Source organism: Campylobacter suis, assembly GCF_905120475.1.
GTDB lineage: Bacteria > Campylobacterota > Campylobacteria > Campylobacterales > Campylobacteraceae > Campylobacter_A > Campylobacter_A suis.
Genome location: NZ_CAJHOE010000005.1, coordinates 38,059 through 57,403, shown reverse-complemented (window position 1 = coordinate 57,403; position 19,345 = coordinate 38,059). Strand labels below are relative to the sequence as shown.

The 19,345-nt window shown below is 34.5% G+C and carries 17 protein-coding genes; 8 read left to right on the top strand and 9 right to left on the bottom strand.

The window, feature by feature from the left end:
- The first annotated feature begins 299 nt into the window (after nucleotides 1–299).
- The 4 genes from LQV35_RS08095 to LQV35_RS08080 all read left to right on the top strand — a co-directional run bounded on the left by LQV35_RS08095 (nucleotide 300) and on the right by LQV35_RS08080 (nucleotide 4,669).
- Nucleotides 300–2,105 carry an aryl-sulfate sulfotransferase gene (locus tag LQV35_RS08095; protein WP_230057374.1) on the top strand — a complete coding sequence of 602 codons (1,806 nt, stop codon included), beginning with the start codon at nucleotides 300–302 and terminating at the stop codon, nucleotides 2,103–2,105.
- Nucleotides 2,106–2,474: 369 nt separating this feature from the next.
- Complete coding sequence (locus LQV35_RS08090) at nucleotides 2,475–4,022, top strand: TonB-dependent receptor domain-containing protein (protein WP_230057373.1); 1,548 nt, start codon at nucleotides 2,475–2,477, stop codon at nucleotides 4,020–4,022.
- Nucleotides 4,023–4,145: 123 nt separating this feature from the next.
- Complete coding sequence (locus LQV35_RS08085) at nucleotides 4,146–4,391, top strand: hypothetical protein (protein ID WP_230057372.1); 246 nt, start codon at nucleotides 4,146–4,148, stop codon at nucleotides 4,389–4,391.
- Nucleotides 4,388–4,669 carry a type II toxin-antitoxin system RelE/ParE family toxin gene (locus LQV35_RS08080; RefSeq protein ID WP_230057371.1) on the top strand — a complete coding sequence of 94 codons (282 nt, stop codon included), beginning with the start codon at nucleotides 4,388–4,390 and terminating at the stop codon, nucleotides 4,667–4,669. The genes LQV35_RS08085 and LQV35_RS08080 overlap by 4 nt, the downstream gene beginning before the upstream one ends.
- A gap of 411 nt (nucleotides 4,670–5,080) precedes the next feature.
- On the opposite strand, the gene LQV35_RS08075 is transcribed toward LQV35_RS08080, so the two are convergent.
- Nucleotides 5,081–5,359, bottom strand: a complete 279-nt coding sequence (locus LQV35_RS08075) for a type II toxin-antitoxin system RelE/ParE family toxin (protein WP_230057370.1) — start codon at nucleotides 5,357–5,359, stop codon at nucleotides 5,081–5,083.
- A complete protein-coding gene (locus LQV35_RS08070; RefSeq protein WP_230057369.1) occupies nucleotides 5,356–5,571 on the bottom strand; it encodes a hypothetical protein in 216 nt (71 codons plus the stop codon). Before LQV35_RS08070 ends, LQV35_RS08075 begins: the two co-directional genes overlap by 4 nt.
- Before the next feature lie 688 nt (nucleotides 5,572–6,259).
- Between LQV35_RS08070 and LQV35_RS08065 the strand changes: the two genes are divergently transcribed.
- The gene (locus LQV35_RS08065) at nucleotides 6,260–6,889 is read left to right on the top strand and encodes a DUF417 family protein (protein WP_230057368.1); all 630 of its coding nucleotides are present in this window, start codon (nucleotides 6,260–6,262) and stop codon (nucleotides 6,887–6,889) included.
- A gap of 185 nt (nucleotides 6,890–7,074) precedes the next feature.
- On the opposite strand, the gene LQV35_RS08060 is transcribed toward LQV35_RS08065, so the two are convergent.
- The gene (locus LQV35_RS08060) at nucleotides 7,075–10,314 is read right to left on the bottom strand and encodes a DEAD/DEAH box helicase (RefSeq protein WP_230057367.1); all 3,240 of its coding nucleotides are present in this window, start codon (nucleotides 10,312–10,314) and stop codon (nucleotides 7,075–7,077) included.
- 110 nt (nucleotides 10,315–10,424) lie between these two features.
- Here LQV35_RS08060 and LQV35_RS08055 point away from each other — a divergent pair, with 110 nt between their 5' ends.
- Genes LQV35_RS08055 through LQV35_RS08045 form a run of 3 tightly spaced genes read left to right on the top strand, consistent with a single transcriptional unit; the run spans nucleotide 10,425 to nucleotide 11,580 of the window.
- The gene (locus tag LQV35_RS08055; RefSeq protein WP_230057366.1) at nucleotides 10,425–10,649 is read left to right on the top strand and encodes a type II toxin-antitoxin system Phd/YefM family antitoxin; all 225 of its coding nucleotides are present in this window, start codon (nucleotides 10,425–10,427) and stop codon (nucleotides 10,647–10,649) included.
- Between the two features lie 6 nt (nucleotides 10,650–10,655).
- Complete coding sequence (locus tag LQV35_RS08050) at nucleotides 10,656–11,312, top strand: metallophosphoesterase (RefSeq protein ID WP_230057365.1); 657 nt, start codon at nucleotides 10,656–10,658, stop codon at nucleotides 11,310–11,312.
- A 25-nt stretch (nucleotides 11,313–11,337) separates the two neighbouring features.
- Nucleotides 11,338–11,580 (top strand): hypothetical protein, encoded by a 243-nt coding sequence (locus LQV35_RS08045; protein WP_230057364.1) that lies wholly within the window; start codon nucleotides 11,338–11,340, stop codon nucleotides 11,578–11,580.
- Between the two features lie 64 nt (nucleotides 11,581–11,644).
- Here the strand turns inward: LQV35_RS08045 and LQV35_RS08040 are convergent, their stop codons facing one another.
- The 6 genes from LQV35_RS08040 to LQV35_RS08015 all read right to left on the bottom strand — a co-directional run bounded on the left by LQV35_RS08040 (nucleotide 11,645) and on the right by LQV35_RS08015 (nucleotide 19,345).
- Complete coding sequence (locus tag LQV35_RS08040) at nucleotides 11,645–12,241, bottom strand: metallophosphoesterase family protein (protein ID WP_230057363.1); 597 nt, start codon at nucleotides 12,239–12,241, stop codon at nucleotides 11,645–11,647.
- A gap of 95 nt (nucleotides 12,242–12,336) precedes the next feature.
- Nucleotides 12,337–13,851 carry a type IV secretory system conjugative DNA transfer family protein gene (locus tag LQV35_RS08035; RefSeq protein WP_230057362.1) on the bottom strand — a complete coding sequence of 505 codons (1,515 nt, stop codon included), beginning with the start codon at nucleotides 13,849–13,851 and terminating at the stop codon, nucleotides 12,337–12,339.
- 3 nt (nucleotides 13,852–13,854) lie between these two features.
- On the bottom strand, nucleotides 13,855–14,406 hold the full coding sequence (locus LQV35_RS08030) for a ClpP family protease (protein WP_230057361.1): 552 nt from the start codon (nucleotides 14,404–14,406) through the stop codon (nucleotides 13,855–13,857).
- A 131-nt stretch (nucleotides 14,407–14,537) separates the two neighbouring features.
- Nucleotides 14,538–15,875, bottom strand: a complete 1,338-nt coding sequence (locus tag LQV35_RS08025) for a hypothetical protein (RefSeq protein ID WP_230057360.1) — start codon at nucleotides 15,873–15,875, stop codon at nucleotides 14,538–14,540.
- A 2-nt stretch (nucleotides 15,876–15,877) separates the two neighbouring features.
- Entirely contained in the window at nucleotides 15,878–17,404 is a 1,527-nt protein-coding gene (locus LQV35_RS08020) for a hypothetical protein (RefSeq protein ID WP_230057359.1), read from the bottom strand.
- 609 nt (nucleotides 17,405–18,013) lie between these two features.
- On the bottom strand, nucleotides 18,014–19,345 hold the full coding sequence (locus LQV35_RS08015) for an ANL family adenylate-forming protein (protein WP_230057358.1): 1,332 nt from the start codon (nucleotides 19,343–19,345) through the stop codon (nucleotides 18,014–18,016).

Below are 19,345 nucleotides of genomic sequence, written 5' to 3'. Positions count from 1 at the left end.
CTATATAATCCTCTCCTTCGCTAAAAGCATTAGCACTTAAAGCACCAAATAGTGCAACAGCTGATAAAACCTTTAATGTCTTTGAAAACATTGTCTTCATGTTTGCTCCTTATATAAATTTGGAAGAATTATAAACTATTAAATACTTATATAGGTATCGCTAAACTTACAAATAAATAAATTTTAGATATAAATTTATTTATTTTATATTTAAGCTAAATTTAATCTCTATGTTACCGTTAAAGGGACACACTATAAGATAATTGCAAAGTAACAAATTTCTTAATAGGAGAAAAACAATGAAAAATGGTTTAATTTCAGTAGCAGTTGCTTCTGCTTTGTTGCTTGGTATGGGTACTACAAATGCCTTGGCTGTCGGCGGTGCAAGTGGTCCTGTAAGCTATAAATCAGTCGGTAAGCTTGGCGCGGTAGTTGTAAATCCTTATAAACTAGCCCCATTAACAGCGGTTATAAAAAATGGCGGATATGATATAACCGATGCAAAAATTACCGTAAAAGCAAAAGGCGATAAAGGACTTGATATAAAATATGATGTTAGTGATAAGCAAATTCTGACACATGGTGGCATCCCTGTATGGGGACTTTATCCTGATCATGTAAATAAGGTAGAGGTTAGCTATAAAAGAAATGGCGAAGCTATTAGCGAAACATATGATATATATGCGGCACCTGTTTTTATGAATAGTACAGGAACTTCACAAAAATCACTACTTCCAAAAGCAAATATCGTAAAAATGGATGCAAAATTTAAAGATAGATTATATTTTATAAATCACCTTATTAGGGCTAGTTTGCCAGACTCAGGACAAGCCGTTTGGAATCACCCAGTAGGCGGTGCTATGGAGTGGGATTTAGAGCCATTTAACTATATAGTTGATACAAACGGTGATGTTAGATGGTATATGAAAATGGATGTCGTGCGAAACCCAGATGACATTTACCGCAAGGGCAATACAATGGGCTTTCAGCAGACAAAAGATGGACATCTCATAGTTGGTATGGGACAAAGATATATGAAATTTGACATGATGGGCAAAATGGTATTTGATAGACGCTTGCCGCATGGATATATAGATTTTTCACATCATATCGAAGAAACACCAAAAGGCTACTTGATGCGTGTTGCAAGTGCTGATCAAAAGCGAACAGATGGCAAAAATGTCCGAACTGTTCGCGATGTGCTTCTTGAGGTTGATCATAATGGAAACGTGATAGATGAGTGGAAGCTATATAACATACTTGATCCATATAGAGATGTAAATTTGCTAGCTCTTGATCAGGGTGCGGTTTGTTTAAATGTCGATTCTAGTAAAGCAGGACAAACGGCAAATAAAGAAGATCTAGAAGATGCAAATGCACCTTTTGGAGATGTGGCAGGAGTTGGCATAGGTAGAAACTGGGCTCACGTAAATTCAGTTAATTACGATCCAAGCGATGATAGTATAGTTGTTTCAGTGCGCCATCAAAGTGCCGTTGTAAAGATAGGCCGTGATAAGCAAGTAAAATGGATACTTGCGGCTAGGGCTGGCTGGAATGAGAATTTAGCCAAAAAGCTACTAACGCCGGTTGATAAAAACGGCAAAAAGCTAGACTGCAATGAAAACGGTATATGTGAGAATACAGACTTTGACTTTACTTGGACACAGCATACTGCATATAAGATAGATGAAAAAAGTAGTAAAGGAAAATATGCGCTTAGTGTATTTGATAATGGCGATGCAAGACACAACGAGCAGCCAGCTATTGCTAGCATGAAATACAGCCGTGGTGTTGAGTATCTAATCGATGAGAAAAATATGACTGTTCAGCAAGTTTGGGAGTATGGAAAAGAGCGTGGTTTTGACTGGTATAGCCCTATCACTTCAGTTGTTGAGTATCAGCCTGATCACGATAGTATGTTTATCTACTCAGCAACAGCTGGTCTTGGCAAACAGCTAACTAAAGCTGGCTTAGAAGAGCCTATACTAAATGAGATCGCATACGGAACTAAAGATGTTAAAGTAGAAATAAAATTTACCGACATGGGAGGAACTATCGGATACCGCGCACTTCCTATCAGACTAGACCAAGCATTTAGTAAATAATCATACATTTTCACCCAAGTATTTAAGCGATACTTGGGTGCATTAAATTTATTACAAAGAGGTGATTTTATGAAAATGATAAATTTTAGCCTACTTGCACTTTGTGCGACAAGTTTGTTTGCAAATGGTGCAAACCCTGACATAATAACCTAGATAAAAAGTTTTGGACCACACAAACCAATACATTATAAACAGCATACAAAGTAGATTTCCTCTGCATTTGTATGATCTAACGCCAAGAAATGACTATTTTTTCGTTACAAATAAAATAGACAATTCAAGCAAGTCGTTTCATATATCCAGTGGTTTTTACGGCAAGGATTTTTTGGCTCGGGTTTATTTAAATATAAGACAGATAAATTTTACACTATGATTAATGCCCATATCTCAAAAGGAAATACCTATAAAGATGGGGACGGCGAGAGGATAAATTTTGGCTATAAGCGTAATGGTCAGAATTTAGTTCTTGGTTTTACCCCTGATGAGTTAAGTGAGTATAAATTTAGTTACATACATGATCTAATGCGTGATAATAAAGCCCCGCAACATGTGGCAGATGATATAGAAACTGAGTTTAATATAGCCAAATTTGATGTAAGACTAGGTGAAAAAGATCTATCAAATACCTTAAATTTAGAGTTTAAATATACACAGGTTGACAGAATTAGCAGTAGTGGCAAGCTAAGAAATTCTCCAATCGATACTCGCTTGTATGCAAATCGAAAAATTTTTGATATAAATGCTAAATATGATGTGGATTTGGATAAGTTTCACAATACTTTTGGCATAGGTTATATCCATGATAATCAGGACGCAAAAAGATATGTTAATAGAAATGGTATAGTAACTCAGACTGGATATAGATTCGCAGATATCTTAAACCACAGATATAGAGTTTTTGATACATTAAGCTATAAATTTGATGAGTTTCATAAACTTAGCCTTGGGCTAAATTATGACTGGCTAAGGACAGAACTAAAGGGCATAGATGAGACCTACTCTGGTGCGGCTAATATAAATAGCGTAAGAAGGCTGTTAAAATCTATTTATGGATATGATTTTGATGGTAGATCAAATAAGAGTGGGCTAAGCGGTAGTCTTAGATATGATTTTACTCCAAACTCAAACAGTAAATACTACGCGGCTTTTGAGAGTTTATATAGGATAGGCGGTAATGCCGATAGATTTGACACACTTTATGGCTCAGCTGCTAATGCTAATGCTGGACTTATAGCAAATGCTCTTTTAAAACCTGAAAGACATAACCGCATAAATTTGGGATTTGATCACAAAAGCGATGGATATACAAGGTATTTAAGCTCAAACGGCTATGCCTTTGGAGGGCAGTTTATAGCTGATAGAGTAGATGATCTTAATATATACGATCGTTTGCATAAAGGAAATGCCGGCATAAATCAAAATGCAACCATTACAAGAAATGTGGATGCTAAAATTTATACAGCTAAGTTTTATTCAAACTATACTTTTGCTAATAATTTTGGTCTAAAAGGGGTATTTTACTACGCATACGGACAAAATACTACCGATGATAGACCGCTTTATCAAATCAGGCCTTTTGAGGTAAATGTAAATTTTGACTATACAGATAATGCTTCATTTGGTAGTTATAATATCGGCACAGCGCTTCGATATGTAGCAAAACAAACTCGTGGCGATTGGGATAAAATGACTAGTTTTGGTATAGATAAAAAAGAGGCAGCAAAGGGCTTTACGACTTTGGATATTTATAGCGGGATAGAGTTTAAGAAAAATTTTGGTGTAAGACTTGGTATCAACAATCTCTTTGATAAAAAATATACCGAATTTCTTAGCGCCAGCAATGTGGGAGCACTTGATCCTTTTATCGTAAATGCACCAGGCAGGACATTTTGGCTAAGCTTTCATGCTAATTTTTAATATGCAATAAGCTTTAACTAAAGCCAGATATTTATGATGTCTGGCTTTTAGATATATTATTCTTTGCCCCTTCAACCCCATTTTCAAAACTATGCTATAATACCAAATAAAAAAGGATATAAAATGGCAACCATTAGCATACAAACTACAAATAAAAGCCTGATTGAAGCCATAAGGCATATACTGTCACTAGATCCTAAAGCAACCATGACTTATGAAGATGACATTAGCACCATAAGCAAAGCCGATGCTATGCTACTACAAGATATATCAGACGCTGATGATAAGGGAGAGCTTGAGTATATAAGCCTTAAAGAGCTTAAAGAAAGCACTAATAATATCCTTAGAAAATATGGCGCTAATATATGATTATAAAACCCAATAAAATCTTCTTAAAACAACTTAATGACATAGTAGAATATATAGCAAAAGATAGTGTTAATAATGCACTTAAATTTTCAAATGAACTTTTTAATAAGATAGAACAAATACCATATATGCCATACAGCTATCATAAAAATAAAAAGCTAAATAGAGAAGATACAAGAGAGCTAATATTTAAAGGATATGTTGTAGTTTTTCGTATCAAGCAAGATAATATTGCACTTCTTTCAATTTTTAAGCATAACATTACTCCTTTTAATTAAAATGTAAAATTTCTTTTGCTACTTTTTGATTTAAATATATAGCATACATAGGTCTGCCTAAAAAGATAATTTAGCATAGAAGCTTAGATTTTTGTATAAGCAAATTTACACTGCAAGCAAAAAATATCAACCTGTTTTTTAATAAAAATCCCCCAATTTGACTAGACAAGTTCAAAGGTGATTTTTATCATAGCCGCTAGGCTATTTTGCCCGTCTGGCCAAGACCTTACAGCAAGCTCGTTTCGAGTTTGCTAAGTAAGTATTATCAATGTTTGAATAAATATACTTAAATTTGATTATATTTATGCTTGAAGTAAATATAGATTTTGTATGCCTGTTATCAAAAACACAACTTGCTTAATAAAATTATTTAACATGAAAGATTAGACAAATGGAAGATTTAGCAGATATCTAAATTCCACTCCATTCATTATTCTTATAAATATCTAACACATAATAATCCCCATCTTTTATCAAAAATGGCATAACATAGCCCTTAAATATCAAATCTCTTATATCATCGCGGTTTATTTGTAGGTTTTTGCGAAAGCTTAAAGGCATATATTCTATCTTTGCTATCTTATCAAATAGCTCAGTGCAAAATTTATCTGCTCTGCTTGGACTATCAAGTGATATATAGTTATATATCTTGTTTAGATTATCATCAAATTTGGGTAGAAAATATATCATTTGACGCTAAATTTTTGCTTCATTTCATCAAATGTGTATAGTTTTGCAGTACCATTTTCTATACTTTGCACACCCTCTTCTATCCTAGTTTTTATCTCATCATCACTATACACGCAAGGCTCTTTGATGATTTGTAGGTTTGGAGCAAGGGTTTTTAGATTTTCAAGTATAGATAACATGGTATTATCAACATTATTTAGAACTACTTGCATGTCCATCCTTGTATTTTTTATGTATTATATCATAAACTGAGTTTTAGGTGGGCTCAAATAAAACCACCCAAGCAATTAAAGCATCTTTTTATATTTCCTGACTTAAAAGGTAAAGTCTGATTTTGAGAATTTGTGGCCTTATATTGCTCTTAAAAAAGTCATTATGGTATAAAATTATGCTATAATATCTGACTGTCTAGATTAAGACTCATTATATAAAAAGATGATTCTAAATTGTATCACTTTTTGTATCACTATATAATCTTATGCCTAAAATATGGGATTTTAAATATATTTTTAAATCCCTCTCTATCCGCCACTAACTTTTTCCTTAATTTTCTTTTTAAAAATACGATTTTTAATTTTCAATATAACTTTAAAAATTTTAACCTACTAAAAAATGTCGGTCATGATGATATTGATAACAAAAGCACCAAATCAAAATAAATAGTCCAATGCTTAAATTTTTCAAAAATTTATATCAAAATTTTTTATTTTTACAGAAAAAGTAAAAATGCAAATTTAGCATAATAGTCCCAAAAATAGGCGTTTTCAAAACATAATACTCTAAAATTTAATATTTTGTAATATTTTCAAAATTTTTAGTAACATTTAAGTTGCAATATGTATAATTCGCGAATTAATTTAATATCAATTATTAAATTAAAAAAAATTATTAAGGAAAAATATGCAAAAATATTTAGAATTTCTAGCAAATTCTCAAAAATGTTTTGTAAATTACATTAGTGTTGCCATTTTTATCGTAATGGCTTGGATAGGCGGACTAAAAGTCGTTCAGTACGAAGCCGACGGTATAGTGCCTTTTGTTACCAATAGTCCGTTTTTTAGCTATATGTTAAACAATAAAGATATAGTTGATAATGGCAAAGGTAAAATGGTCGCAGAATATAACTTGCATAAAAATCCTGAAGGCTTAGTCGTACCTAAAAATATCGAATGGCACAAGAGCAACGGCACATACACAGCTTCATACTTTATAGGCTTTATGATATGCACTATCGGCACTCTTGTTTTGCTTGGTATTTGGTTCCCAAAAGCTGGGCTTGTTGGAGGTTTGCTCACCTTTGGTATGTCTATCGTTACTCTATCATTTTTGATAACAACTCCCGAAACTTGGGTTCCAAATCTAGGCAACCCAGCTCTAGGAATAACCGAAAGTCCAAATCATGGTTTTCCTTATCTATCTGGCGCAGGTCGCCTTGTCATAAAAGACATTATAATGTCTGCGGGCGGTTTAATAGTCGCTTCAAATGCTGCACGCCGCATACTTGAAAAATGCAAAGGCGCATGCGCTTAGTGAATTTAGCAAGCATTTTGCTTGCTAAATTTTAACTCTTTTTGTATTTTTATGAGCTGACAAAATTTAGTTCAAGTCAGCTTTTTAGCTAGCATTTTTTGTCTTAAATAAAGCTAGCTGATTTTATGATATGGCTTTTTACGATAAAACATATGCAATTATATCTGATAAAAAATGATACAAATTTAAATCCTACTCGCTGCTACGCTAAAGTATTTAAGCTCGCTCCAAGCTGCTTTATCGCCGATGATATAGATGTAGTGCTTAGCCCTTGTTAGCGCGACATTTAATAAATTTGGTTTTGCGCTAGCCCAAGCCCTAGCACCAGCAGACCCTCCACCTAGGATAAATATAATAATGCTTGCCTCTTGTCCCTGCATAGTGTGTATCGTGTTTGCGTGACATTTATGCGACCTACTAGCACGCACGATATCGGTAAATGGCGTAATGACTTGTATATCTTTTTTAGCATCAAGTAACGCCATCTTGTGCTGGTGGGTTTGATTGTGCAAATCTGCCTTTTTGTTATACTCATCTATTTTTATCTTTAGCTCTTCATAAAGCTTATCGGCAGCTTCTAGCTCCTCTTTGCAGCTATTTCCCACAAAGCTTCCACGAACATCTATCCAAGAACTTTTTACGCCAAAATCACCCAAAAATCCAGCATTGCTCTTTCTACCCCATATCATGGCGCCATCATATGTCGTATCATTTGCCACGCCAAACATAGGCTCATCGCACCTACGATGAACTATCAAGGGCGAACCAACCCAAGTATCGCCTATGTAGGCACCTAAATTTTGAACCTTATCCGCCCTTGCTTGAAGTGAAGTCGTGGCGACATTAAACTCATTTTTTGTATCATTTTGGCGCAAAAGCACCTCGTTTAAGCTACTAGGTAGCGTAACGACTGGCTCTAGTTGCAGCGGGTCGCCTACTATTACAGCATTTTTTGCACGCCATAAAGCACCCACTGCGTTTGAGATATTTGCCTGACCTGACTCATCAACAAGCATCATCGCGATATCATTTTTGCCAACACCGTATTTATCAAAAAATCTAGACATAGATGCAAAAGTCGTGCTGATAACTGGCACTATCATAAACAAGCTTTGTAAAATATTTAGCCTTTGCTGTTTATCAAGAGTGGTTAAATCCTTTGACTCAAACATTTTAAGATTTGCAACAAATTTTGATTTATTTTGCAAAATGCAAGAGCGATGAAGCATTAAAGCTTTTATAAAAACATTGATCCTAGCCTTTGCAAGGTCTGTTTTCTTGCCGTTTATCGCCATAAATGGTGAGCTATTTTCGCGGATATGTCTATCATCTAGGTTTATGTATTGGTTTAGCTTTTCTTTTATGTTATTAAGATTATTTAGATTTTGCTGTATTGTTTTAAGCTCATTTAGCTTTAAATTTGCTTCATTTATCTGAAGCGGCAAATCATTTTTTAGTTTATTAAAATGCTTCAAATCATCATCGTATTTGCTTAAAATTTTGCTATTTTGGGCTGAAATTTGAGCGTTTGTGGCGTTTATTAGCTCATTTGTTTTGGCTATATTTTCGCACTCTATTATATAGTTTTTATAAGCTTGTGTTTTTAAAATTTTTGCAAAAATTCCAGGTTCTTGAGGCATAGTTTTTGTATCTTGTAGCTCTTGAAGGACAACTTTAGTAGGCTCTAAGAGAGTGTTTAGCTTATCACTTAAATTTATGAGTAAATCATCTTGAGCTTTTATCTTAGCACCTATATTAAGATTTTCAAACTTTACTAAATTTTCATACTCATTTTTTAGCTTTTCAAACTCTGCAAATGCTTTTTCATTTTCGTGCTTGGCTTGTTTGATAGCGTCTAAAAACTCGGCTTTTGCTTGCTTAAAATCAGTCGTAATAGGCTCATGCAGATAGCTTATTAGCCCTTTAATGTAGTATTTATCATTAAACTCATCAACAAAATCCATCTCCTTAAGCTTAGCAAAATCGCTATCTGTCTTGTCAATCTCTGCTTTAAGCAGGCAGTTTGATTTAAATTTATTGACATTTGATGATTTGCCAAGAGACGCGCTTATAAGCCCCCACGCAGGGTTTGCAATGCTGGATTTAGCATTTGATGAGAGCAATCTAGTGGCAAAATTTCTAAAATACTCAAGCTCATCTAGATACTCTTTGGCTACGCTATCAAGGCGTGGCAGCTCTTGTGATATGTTTTCAACTGCTTTGTTGTTGCTTGAAGTAACGACTATCTCAAAGCCTTTTAGGCTCTGTTTTAACGGATAAAAGTCGGGATATTTGCTGTCTTGACTTAGCTTTATCCCTTTTTCAAATATATCTGCGTCTGTATCGGCTATTTGTATCGCACGCTCTACTATAACGGCTGCGATAATGTCTTTTAAAAGAGTCGTTTTTCCAGTGCCTGGAGGACCGTTTACGCTATAAATTCCACCACTATCCTTGCTAAAGAGTTTCATTATCTCATTTACTGCGATTTGTTGAGAAAATATAAGCATATACTCGCTTGCAAATGCACCAAGTGTAAAGCTGTTTTTACCAAGTTTCTCTATCAAAAAAGGTAAATTTTCATATTCTCTTGTATCTATGCGTTTAAAGCTATCTGGGTCATTTTCATCTAAAATTTGCTCCAAGCTTTTGTTTATATCATTTGTGCTTAAAATTTTGCTTATATCTTCTATATAAAAGCTGTTTAAAAGCACCGTATCTGGGCTTTCTAAGCTTAAGGCTATGTGGAGCTTATCGGTTATGATTTTACTTTTTAGCCTGTTTTTTATGAGTTCATGTAAAGAAGCTATTAGTTGCGCTATGCTTATTTCGTGTGGCAAAAACGCACTTATGTCGTTTTGTAGGCTTTGTTTTATCTCTTTAAAATTTTCATAGTTTAAATTTTTTGCATTTGTAAAATTTTCACAAGCCCACGGCACGGTCGATAAAAATAGCTCGCCTATATTATACCCAGTTTCGCCACAACACACGGGCTTTAAGCTCTTATCATTTAGTTCTAAATTGTCTTTTAAAACATAGTATCGCTCGCTATCTTTAAAGGTAAAATCGCCATCAAGCATATAATAATAAGACGCGGCATAAGCAAGGCTTGACTGTTTAAACTCATCGTTTTTTAGCTCTGGATATTTTTGGCAAATGACATCTTGTATCAAGCTTGTTTCATAGACGCCGCCATAAATTTCTACCTTTAGTGTAGGGCATTTACCGCTTCTATCTGCTTTGTTTAGTCTATAAATTTCATCTTTTAACAGCGCAAAAAACTGCCAAAATTTTTCATCAAATTCATGAACATTCATCTCAAAAACAACTTTTGTTTTGGTTTGTGATTTTTGTATATCTTTTAGCGTGTTTGGATTTAGATACTCGGTAAGCAGAAGATAGTTAAGAGTATTTTGTATTGCCATTTTTTATATCCTTTGAAATTTTATTATACAATAATTTTGTATCATTTTGGACATTCAGTGTTATTTTATACTTTATTTAGTATAATTTTTAAAATTATAAAGGATACTAAATGCAAGAGATAAAGGCAAATTTGACAGCAAGCATAAGCGAGCTTAAAAAATCACCCGCGCAAATCATCAGCGAAGCAGGCAATGAAGTGGTAGCTATACTAAATCACAACATAGTAAGCTCTTACCTAGTGCCAAGTGGCGTGTTTGAAAGCATGGCTAAAAAAGTGGAACTATATGACGCTTTGAATGTGGCTAAAAAAACAACGCATAGTTTTGAAATGTAGGGTGAGATGATATATTTTACAAGCGACTTGCATTTTGGGCATAGTAGCGTTATGGGCTTTCACCCGTGTTTTAGGCGATTTAGTAGTGTTGATGAGATGGATAAAAGGCTGATTAATATATGGAATGACAGGGTAAGTCCTGCCGATACCGTGTATAATCTTGGTGACATTAGCTTTCATAAGGATATGGAGAAAAATATCTCGATATTTAAAAAACTAAACGGCAAGCATGTGCTTATTTTGGGTAATCACGACCTAGCCATAAAGGCCAAACAAGATGAACTACTATCCATAAAAAAGCTTGATGGTAATGCGCTGTTTGAAGAAATTTGCGAGTATAAGGACACGGTGATAGAGCATGCGGGGCATAAGCACCGCCTTGTGATGTTTCACTACCCGATAGTTGAGTGGAATAGCGGACATAGATCAAGCATCCATCTATACGGGCATTTGCACGCAAATATGGCTCCTATAAAGGGTCGCGCGATGAATGTCGGGTATGATCTACATGGCAAAATTTTAGACTTTAATGAAATATATGAGTATATAAAGGTTGTGGAGCCGTTTAAACATAGCGAGCATAGAATGTTTAGCGAAGATGATGATATAGACACTAGATCGCTTAGCATAATGCAGATGATAGAAGAGATAAATAAAGCATAAAAATAAATATTTAAAAAGGTATATTATGAGAGAAGATATGGTAGGCAAAAAGACATACTTTGGACTAAAGGTGATAAATCACCAAGGTGTTATAGGGGTGCTAAAAAGCGATATAAAAAAGCTTCCTTTTTATGAGTTTTGGTGTGAAAAAAGCATTGGTTCTACACACGGTGGCATAGAGGATGAAAATGGCAATCTTATTGAGAGTATCATATATCTGCATGACTGGGAAAAATTTTGTAGGATTTTTATAAACAGTGGTCGCTAAGGCTAAAATCACCTATATTGCTTTTAAACATTTACAAGTTTTAAAAATTTAGCGTAAAACAAGCTCACACCACCACTTCGCAAATTTTTGGTGTACTTTTGCCAAACTCACAGCCGGGGTTGTAAATCGTGGTATTTTTTAGCTTGCAAACATTTGCTTTTGGCTCATGGATATGTCCGCAAAGTAGCACTTTAGGATTTATCGCACCTTCATCAACTGCGCTAAAAAGGCTTTTATCTCCATAGTCTCTCCCGCTTTTTATATCCCTTGAAACGGGCGTTTTATACGGCGGAACATGAGCTAAAAGTACATCGCACTCGCTAAATTTATCAAGACTTGCCCCCACGTAAGGCACACAGCCAAAGCAAACGCCATTTAGCGTGATGATACTATCATCGCCATAAACATTTGCCATCTCATTTATCCAGCCCTCTTCATAAAGCAAGCTTATATCGTGGTTGCCACTACAGACAAATACGGGTTTTGAAAACTTGCCAAGCCACGCCTTAATGTCTAAAATTTGATCATATAAACTCACATCACTGCACTCATCTAGCAAGTCGCCACTTATACAAATGGCCTCAAAGCAAGCCTCCACGCTCTTAAGATACTCAAACCAAACAGCGTTATAGTGAAGATCTGTCGCGTGTAGTATTTTCACTCTCCACCCCCCCCCTTGTTTTGCTGAAATTTTAACTTGACCGAAATGATTTAAAATGAAAGTTTATGGTAGATTATACCATAAACTTCGTGGGTCTAGGCTACCGAAAGTAGGCGGTTAAGCCTATGTTTGCTTTGATTGCTTAGATGTACGCAAAAACGCGCTTGTCCGCCTCTTATGTTTTTTACGATAAGTTGGCGGTAGTTTTTATATATTGCTTCATTATAGACTAAAATGTCGCGTGATTTTAGCCTCTTATCACCATAATCACGCTGTACGCGATTTAAAATTTGATAAATATATTCAGCTTTTAACTGCTCATTAACGCTGATAAATAGTGGCTCTGTTTTAAAGGTCTCGCCACCATAATAGCACTCAAATTTCTCAAGGTTGCTAAAGCTTTTATACTCGCCACCGGCATATTGTTTTTGTGAATTTTTGAAAAAATACTGATGGCTTAGGTTGCCGACGAGTTGTTTGTATTTCGTGTCGCTTCCTAGGCTGTTTTTTAGCACATCTTCATTTTGAAAGGCTAGTATAAGCTCGGCTTGTGCCTCCCTTAGCACATCGGCGTGAAGGTCGCTCTCCTCGCTTATGACACGCTGAGCCTCATCGATAAATATACTAATTGGCTTTTTCTCATCTTGGCCTATGCGTTTTATCATAGATGAAAGGACTGAGTTTAGCATAAGCTCAAGCACATGGTTTGAGAGATTTTGCGAGTTGATGATGACTATCTTACCATCATTTAAAAGCTGACTTATGTGTGTATCACTGCTGTTTAAAAGCTCTGAGTCTGCTATCTCTGTTAAGGCAAGAAGCATGAATGAGTAGTTGCCATAAAATTTCTCTTTTTGTTCGAGATTTGGGTTATTTATGTCGTTGTACTCCTCAAAAGTATCAAGATAGTCTTTTGCTATTTTCTCAAGACATTCTAGCACGCATATGGCTTCGGGCGTTGATGAAAGTAGGCTTTTTTTCTCTTGTGTGCTTAAATTTGGGTGAAATTTTGACATCGTATCTTTTGGATCGCTTAGCAGATCTTGATACTTTTGCACTTTGTTATAGAGCTTTTTAAACTGCGTTATATTTTGAGTGTAATTAAAAAGATTTGCCATGCTAGGCTCAAATTCCTTCTTTAAGGCACTGCTTGTTGCGCTATAAAAACCGCTAAAACCCATATGGTGAAATTCCTTTATGACTTTTAGTATAGTGAGATTTTTAGTAGCAAGAGATGTTGCCATATTTGCCCAAAAGGGGTCTGATTTGGCACCAAAAATTTTTGAGAAAAATTTTATAAGTATAGATTCATCTGCCTCGCTTGCGATATTTACATTTTTACCCCAAGGCACATTTATCATTACGACATCTTTCATCCTTTTGTGCCTTCTGGCAAGGGCTTTTATCTTTAAGTGCTCACTACCCTTGTAATCAAAAGCTAAAATTCCATGCCCCGCCTTGATACGCTCATCAAGGATAGGTAGTATCGCGGATGTGGTCTTGCCACTGCCCGTTTGACCTGTGATCATTGCGTGTGTAAAGTCCTTGTCTAGGCTTATGACTTGATTTTGCGTATTGCTGTTTGTGCTAAGTAAAGAAAATTTTGGCATTTTTTATCCTTTGTTTGAAGTTAATTCATCTGTTAAACCGTATTTTATAGCCATATTTGCGTCGATATAGCAGTCCCTATCCGTTAAAATTTCAACCTTTTTTAGCTCAAGTTTGCTTTTGCTTACTATCATTTCGTTGATTTTTGATTTGATTTTTATGATTTGCTTTGCGACAAGCTCGATATCGCTTGCCTGACCTTGTGCTCCGCCTAGTGGCTGATGAAGCATGAGTTGTGAATTTGGTAACATGTAGCGTTTGTCGCCGTGTAAAAATATCAGAGCCGACATCGAGGCCGCAAGTCCCACGCAGATGGTGTTAATGGGTGCTTTTATCGTCTGCATAAAGTCAATCAGCCCAAAGCCATCATATATTGAGCCGCCGGGCCCACTTATGTATATGTTTATCTCACTCGTATCATCGATGCCGTTTAGATATAAAAGCTGTTTTTGAACGCTTAAGCACACCTCCATATCGATCTGCCCGTATAAAAAGATATTTCTATCGGCTAGTAGCATTGATGGTATATCAGCTATGTTTAGCTTTTCATCGCTCATTTTGTCTCCTTTGTGTTAATTTATGAGTGAAATTATGACGTGTAATGAAAAGCGGTGTGTTCCACCTATTGGCTAAGATGGCCTAAAAATCGGCGTGAGTGATGATTATTATAGGTTTGGGTTTTTGTGATTTAAGATGATTTTTTGCTTTTTATAAACTCTTCAAGGCTTTGGTTGAGTAAATTTTCAAAGTATAGTTTGGCTGCCTTTTCGCAGTCGTTTTTGTGTGAAATTTCACCGCTTTCAAGGTGGGTGCATTTATATAGGTGATATATGTCGCCAATAAGCCATCTTTTATGTAGGCATGATGGGTCTTGCTTGTATCTTTTATAAGATAGGTTGTTTTTTATAAGCCCTATCTCTTTGCAAAACTCTTGAGATAAAAGGGCGTTATTTTGTATGAGAATTTTAACTACCTCATCAAGATTTAGTGGGTCTAAATCACGATGATTTAGCAGATCCCAAATGCGCCCTAACGCAAGTCGCTCTAAGCACTCGCCCCTTTTTATCTTTAAAATTTTCTCATAAAGCCCATCATGAGAGCGTATGCGAAAGTAGTGCGGAGAAAATATCACAAGAGCCTCGCCCTGCCTAAAACTTATCCACTTTTGCTTAAAAATTTCAAGCTCAAAAATGGCTGAGCCTACAAAACCAAGACTATGCCCCAAGCCGTCATTATCGACTAGCGTTACGCCATCACTATCAACGATCACTGCGTTTGCACCCCTTAAAAACCTTGATGCGTTACGCATATCAGTATCTGTGCTAAAATCGCCGTTGATGATATAAGACATCGCTATATCGGTATCTAGTGGCTTTTTTATGTGCGGGAGTTTTATAAATTTATTGCTCACATTTATCATTTCATCCCATGCAAACTCGCCGTGATACAAGTCAATCATAATAAACGCACAATCTTGCAAAAAGCCAAATACCTCATCGCTAGTTGCCGAAAAATTTTTAACGATTTTAACTTGCTTTTGCAAAAAGCTATTTGGACTTAAAATGTAGCTATTTTTATCATTTATGCTTTGCGGGGTTTTTGATCTGTTTTGTGGCAATTTTAGTAAAAAATAACGCTCATTTAGCTTTTCAAGGCGTCCTTTTATGTGTTTGTTTTTATTTCTGTCATCTGCATAAAAGTCTTTTATAAAACATCTTAAATTTGTTAAGTTTGTGATGTATGTTTGACTTTTTTTACCGCACTCTTCGCATAGCTCATCTACGGCTTTTTCATATTTTTTGAAATTTTTACCCACACAAAAAATCTTCTCAAAGGCATCTTTTGGGATCTTGTCATACTCAATTGGATAAAATTCATTTGCAAAAAGCGCAAGCGCATAAGTGTTAATAACCGAATCAACTACATACTCACTCTTAACGAGCTTGCTCTTATTGGCATTTTTTGTGTAAATACGCTTATCGCGACTGCTAAAAAGCTTGTAGTCTAGACTTAGTATTTGACCCATGATTATTTAAAAGCTCCTATCAAATGTTTAAAAAACGTAAGCACATAACCATCTTGTCTTTGCGGTTCGCCAAAAAACTGCTTAACTTCATACTCAACATACCCAGTAAGTGCCAAAGCAGAGATGATGATGGCAAGAACGGCAAAGATGATCGAGCGTTTGTTGCTATTGTAATGATATGTTTTTTCTTTTAGGTTAAAATACTCATCTACGATATTGTTTAATTTTTGATTTTCTTTATTTGTTATGGAGTTTTCTTGAATTATTTTATGTAATGATTTTAAATCACTGCTTATTACCTTATAACCGAAATTTTTTGTTTTAAATATTAACTCTCTTTTTTTAAAAATTTTTTCTTCATAAGATAGTGGAAAAAGATATGTGAAATAAATAATAGCAAGAATAGCAAATACAACAGCGATCTTATCCATAAAAACTACATTTGGCAAAAGAAAAATCAAATATATCAATACAGACCAAATAGCAACCTTATAAAGACATTTTATATTAAAGCTGAAAAATTTAAACTTACTTTTTCCATGTATAAAATCATCAAAAAGATATCTAAAACTATCTTTTTTATACTCAAAAATATTATTAATATTTTCTTTATATAAAAGCATATTGGCATTATCAAGTAGCTTGAATAAAACCGCTTTTAGCCCATATCCAGAAGAGGCAAATAGATTTTTATACCACTCTTCTTTTATATATAAATTATCTTTATAGGATATAATATTTACGTTTTTGTTCTTTCCTGGATATATGTATGATACCCTTTGTATCTCACTAAAATTATCAAATTCGCCTTCTTGCTGAAACTTGTACAAAGACTGCATAAAATCATCACGATTTTCATCCATAAAACCACTATCTCTATAAAATCCAAAATGTATATTTTCAATATCATAAACTTTATCCGTTGGTCTTATGGCGTATAACACATTATTGCCTTCGATATTAAACATTATAAAGTGAATGCTGTCTATTAAACTTAGCCATATAGGTGAAATTTTTACTGTTTTTCTTATTTTATTTTGAATCTTTTTTAATTCATCCAATATATTTTTATCTATATTATCACTACTAATAATATTTTGTGGTATTTTATCTTCATTATCTATATATCCATCAGATGCATTTAAGGATATGATTTTTGTATTCTCTCCTAAATCAAATGCATTGTGCTCTTCTTTTTTGTATTTATTATTTAAATAAAAATTAAGCAAATCAATATCTTGTATCTTATAGGTTTTATTGTCATAGTGTAGATAATGTTTGTTGTTATCTGTTAGTATATAAATATGTTCTTCTTTTAAATCAATATCTTTTAAATATAAATCTTGTGCAATATCTTTTTTATCACAAATTTTAATTAATTCATTGAATAAATATTCTCTATCCGAATCTTTACAACTAATGCTTTTACCACTAAAATTTTTATCTGCTAATTGCTTAAAAAGATTAGTATTTTTAGGGATTGTTCTATATTTTATTTTTTCTTTATTTTTTAATACAAAAGATGCCAAGTTATCAACTTTTGAAATTTTATCACCATCTACGATAAAATACTCTTCATTAAATTCTATAAAATAAGCAATATCATAACGCCTAGTTTTGTCTTTTATAGGTTTTAATTCTTTTTTGTGTAAGATTTCTTTAACAAGCTCATTTTCAACACTTGCATCCTTTTGAGCTATGGCTTTATCTAGTATACTTAATTTTTCATAGTCCTTATTTAATTCTAAAGAATAGTAATTTTCATCAGTATATCTTATCGAAAAAATTTTAAACCTAACATCTTGGTCTTTATCTAAAATATTTTTATAGTTTTTATTTATCTCAAAATTTTCAAAAATAAATTTTTTACACTCTTCGTTTATGTCATCGCTATTATTTTTTACATTATATTTATCAAAATGTAAAAAAATTCCTTTACTTCGCTATCATTAATCAAGATAGCCTCATAGCCTACAAAACCCGAAAAAGAATCACTTGCCATATAGTACCTCCGATTAAAATTTATTTAAAATTATCGCTTATAAAACCTTTAAAAAGTGTTAATGTTTTAAGTTATTCGTAAATTTTGTATGACTTAAAAACGTATAGAGAAGAGTTTGTATTAAGTGGGTTGTAAATCAGCCCAAAATACGCTTTTTCTTAAATCTCTCGCCAAAATTTGTGCGCTCTACGGCTGTTACCTTTGTTGGGATCTTGTAGTTTGCTAGCTTGTCTTTGCAAAATTTTCGCACTTTTATCTTGATATTTTGACTATCTATGCCTTGTTTTAGCACCACATCGCACGATACGCTTTGCCCTGTTATGGCATTTTTCTCACCATAAACCAAGCAGTCATCGACCTCATCCATCGAAAGTATCACAGACTCGACCTCGTTTGGTAGCACCTTTTCACCGCCGATATTTATGATCTCTTTGTTTCTGCCTATGATCTTTATATAGCCATCTTCTGTGGTCTCTACCAAGTCGCCTGTCTTAAACCAACCATCATCACTAAAGCTTTGCATAGATGAGTTTAGATAGCCTAGAATTTGAGCCTTGCTTTTTAGCCACAGCTCACCATCTACTATCTTATACTCTAAATTCATATCATCTATCTTCATAAAAGTTGAGTTTGATGACATTGATGATGTGTTTGCTATGCCCGTCTCGCTAGTGCCAAAAGTCTGCAAAAATTTCACCCTTGGAAACTCCGCCTTTAGCCTTTGTAAAAGGCTATCTGGCATAGGCTCTGTGCCGTAAGTTATCATCCTTAGCGAGCTTAGGTCATATTTTTTATTTGCATTGCTCATAAGGATAAGGTTTAAAAATGTCGGGCTGGATGGCAAGACCATGATCTTATACTCAGCTAAAAGCTTGCAGACATCATCAGCGTTGCGGTTTTGAGGGATGATGGCGGTAGCGTCGATGGATAGGATGTTAAATAGCGTGTTAAGACCGCCGATGCGATCAAACATCAAAAAGATTATCATATTTATCGACTTCTCTTTTTTGTCGTTATAGTGCGATATGAGCGTGTCTAGGTCGTGTATCATTGCCTTTGGCTTGCCCGTGCTGCCGCTTGAAAATAGTATAAGGCCCGCGCGATTTGCCTGCCTTAGGCTTTTAAGCATTTCGTGAGTTTTGGTTTGATTTAGCGAGTGGATGGATAGGCTTTCATCGGCTATGTTTATAAATTTTGTTGCGAAGGATTCTTCAAGCTTTAGATCGATCTCAGCTTGCTTTTGCGAGATGATGGGAACTATGATGTTTTTATTTTGATAAAGTGCAAAAAACAAGGCTATACTTTCAAATGAATAATCAGACAAGATAGCCACCACTTCGCCACTTTTTATATCTTTTATACTCTGTTTTAGTTTGGTGATTTTCTCATAAAGCTCGCTGTATGAGTGCTTAGCGTCCTTATGTACTATGGCTGTTTTGTCGCCAAAAGTTTTAAAAATTTCTATCAT

Bases quoted from the DNA above. Each gene is read 5' to 3' on its own strand.
- LQV35_RS08095 (WP_230057374.1), top strand. From the start codon at position 300: ATGAAAAATGGTTTAATTTCAGTAGCAGTTGCTTCTGCTTTGTTGCTT.
- LQV35_RS08090 (WP_230057373.1), top strand. From the start codon at position 2,475: ATGATTAATGCCCATATCTCAAAAGGAAATACCTATAAAGATGGGGAC.
- LQV35_RS08085 (WP_230057372.1), top strand. From the start codon at position 4,146: ATGGCAACCATTAGCATACAAACTACAAATAAAAGCCTGATTGAAGCC.
- LQV35_RS08080 (WP_230057371.1), top strand. From the start codon at position 4,388: ATGATTATAAAACCCAATAAAATCTTCTTAAAACAACTTAATGACATA.
- LQV35_RS08075 (WP_230057370.1), bottom strand. From the start codon at position 5,359: ATGATATATTTTCTACCCAAATTTGATGATAATCTAAACAAGATATAT.
- LQV35_RS08070 (WP_230057369.1), bottom strand. From the start codon at position 5,571: ATGCAAGTAGTTCTAAATAATGTTGATAATACCATGTTATCTATACTT.
- LQV35_RS08065 (WP_230057368.1), top strand. From the start codon at position 6,260: ATGCAAAAATATTTAGAATTTCTAGCAAATTCTCAAAAATGTTTTGTA.
- LQV35_RS08060 (WP_230057367.1), bottom strand. From the start codon at position 10,314: ATGGCAATACAAAATACTCTTAACTATCTTCTGCTTACCGAGTATCTA.
- LQV35_RS08055 (WP_230057366.1), top strand. From the start codon at position 10,425: ATGCAAGAGATAAAGGCAAATTTGACAGCAAGCATAAGCGAGCTTAAA.
- LQV35_RS08050 (WP_230057365.1), top strand. From the start codon at position 10,656: ATGATATATTTTACAAGCGACTTGCATTTTGGGCATAGTAGCGTTATG.
- LQV35_RS08045 (WP_230057364.1), top strand. From the start codon at position 11,338: ATGAGAGAAGATATGGTAGGCAAAAAGACATACTTTGGACTAAAGGTG.
- LQV35_RS08035 (WP_230057362.1), bottom strand. From the start codon at position 13,851: ATGCCAAAATTTTCTTTACTTAGCACAAACAGCAATACGCAAAATCAA.
- LQV35_RS08030 (WP_230057361.1), bottom strand. From the start codon at position 14,406: ATGAGCGATGAAAAGCTAAACATAGCTGATATACCATCAATGCTACTA.
- LQV35_RS08025 (WP_230057360.1), bottom strand. From the start codon at position 15,875: ATGGGTCAAATACTAAGTCTAGACTACAAGCTTTTTAGCAGTCGCGAT.
- LQV35_RS08015 (WP_230057358.1), bottom strand. From the start codon at position 19,345: ATGATAGAAATTTTTAAAACTTTTGGCGACAAAACAGCCATAGTACAT.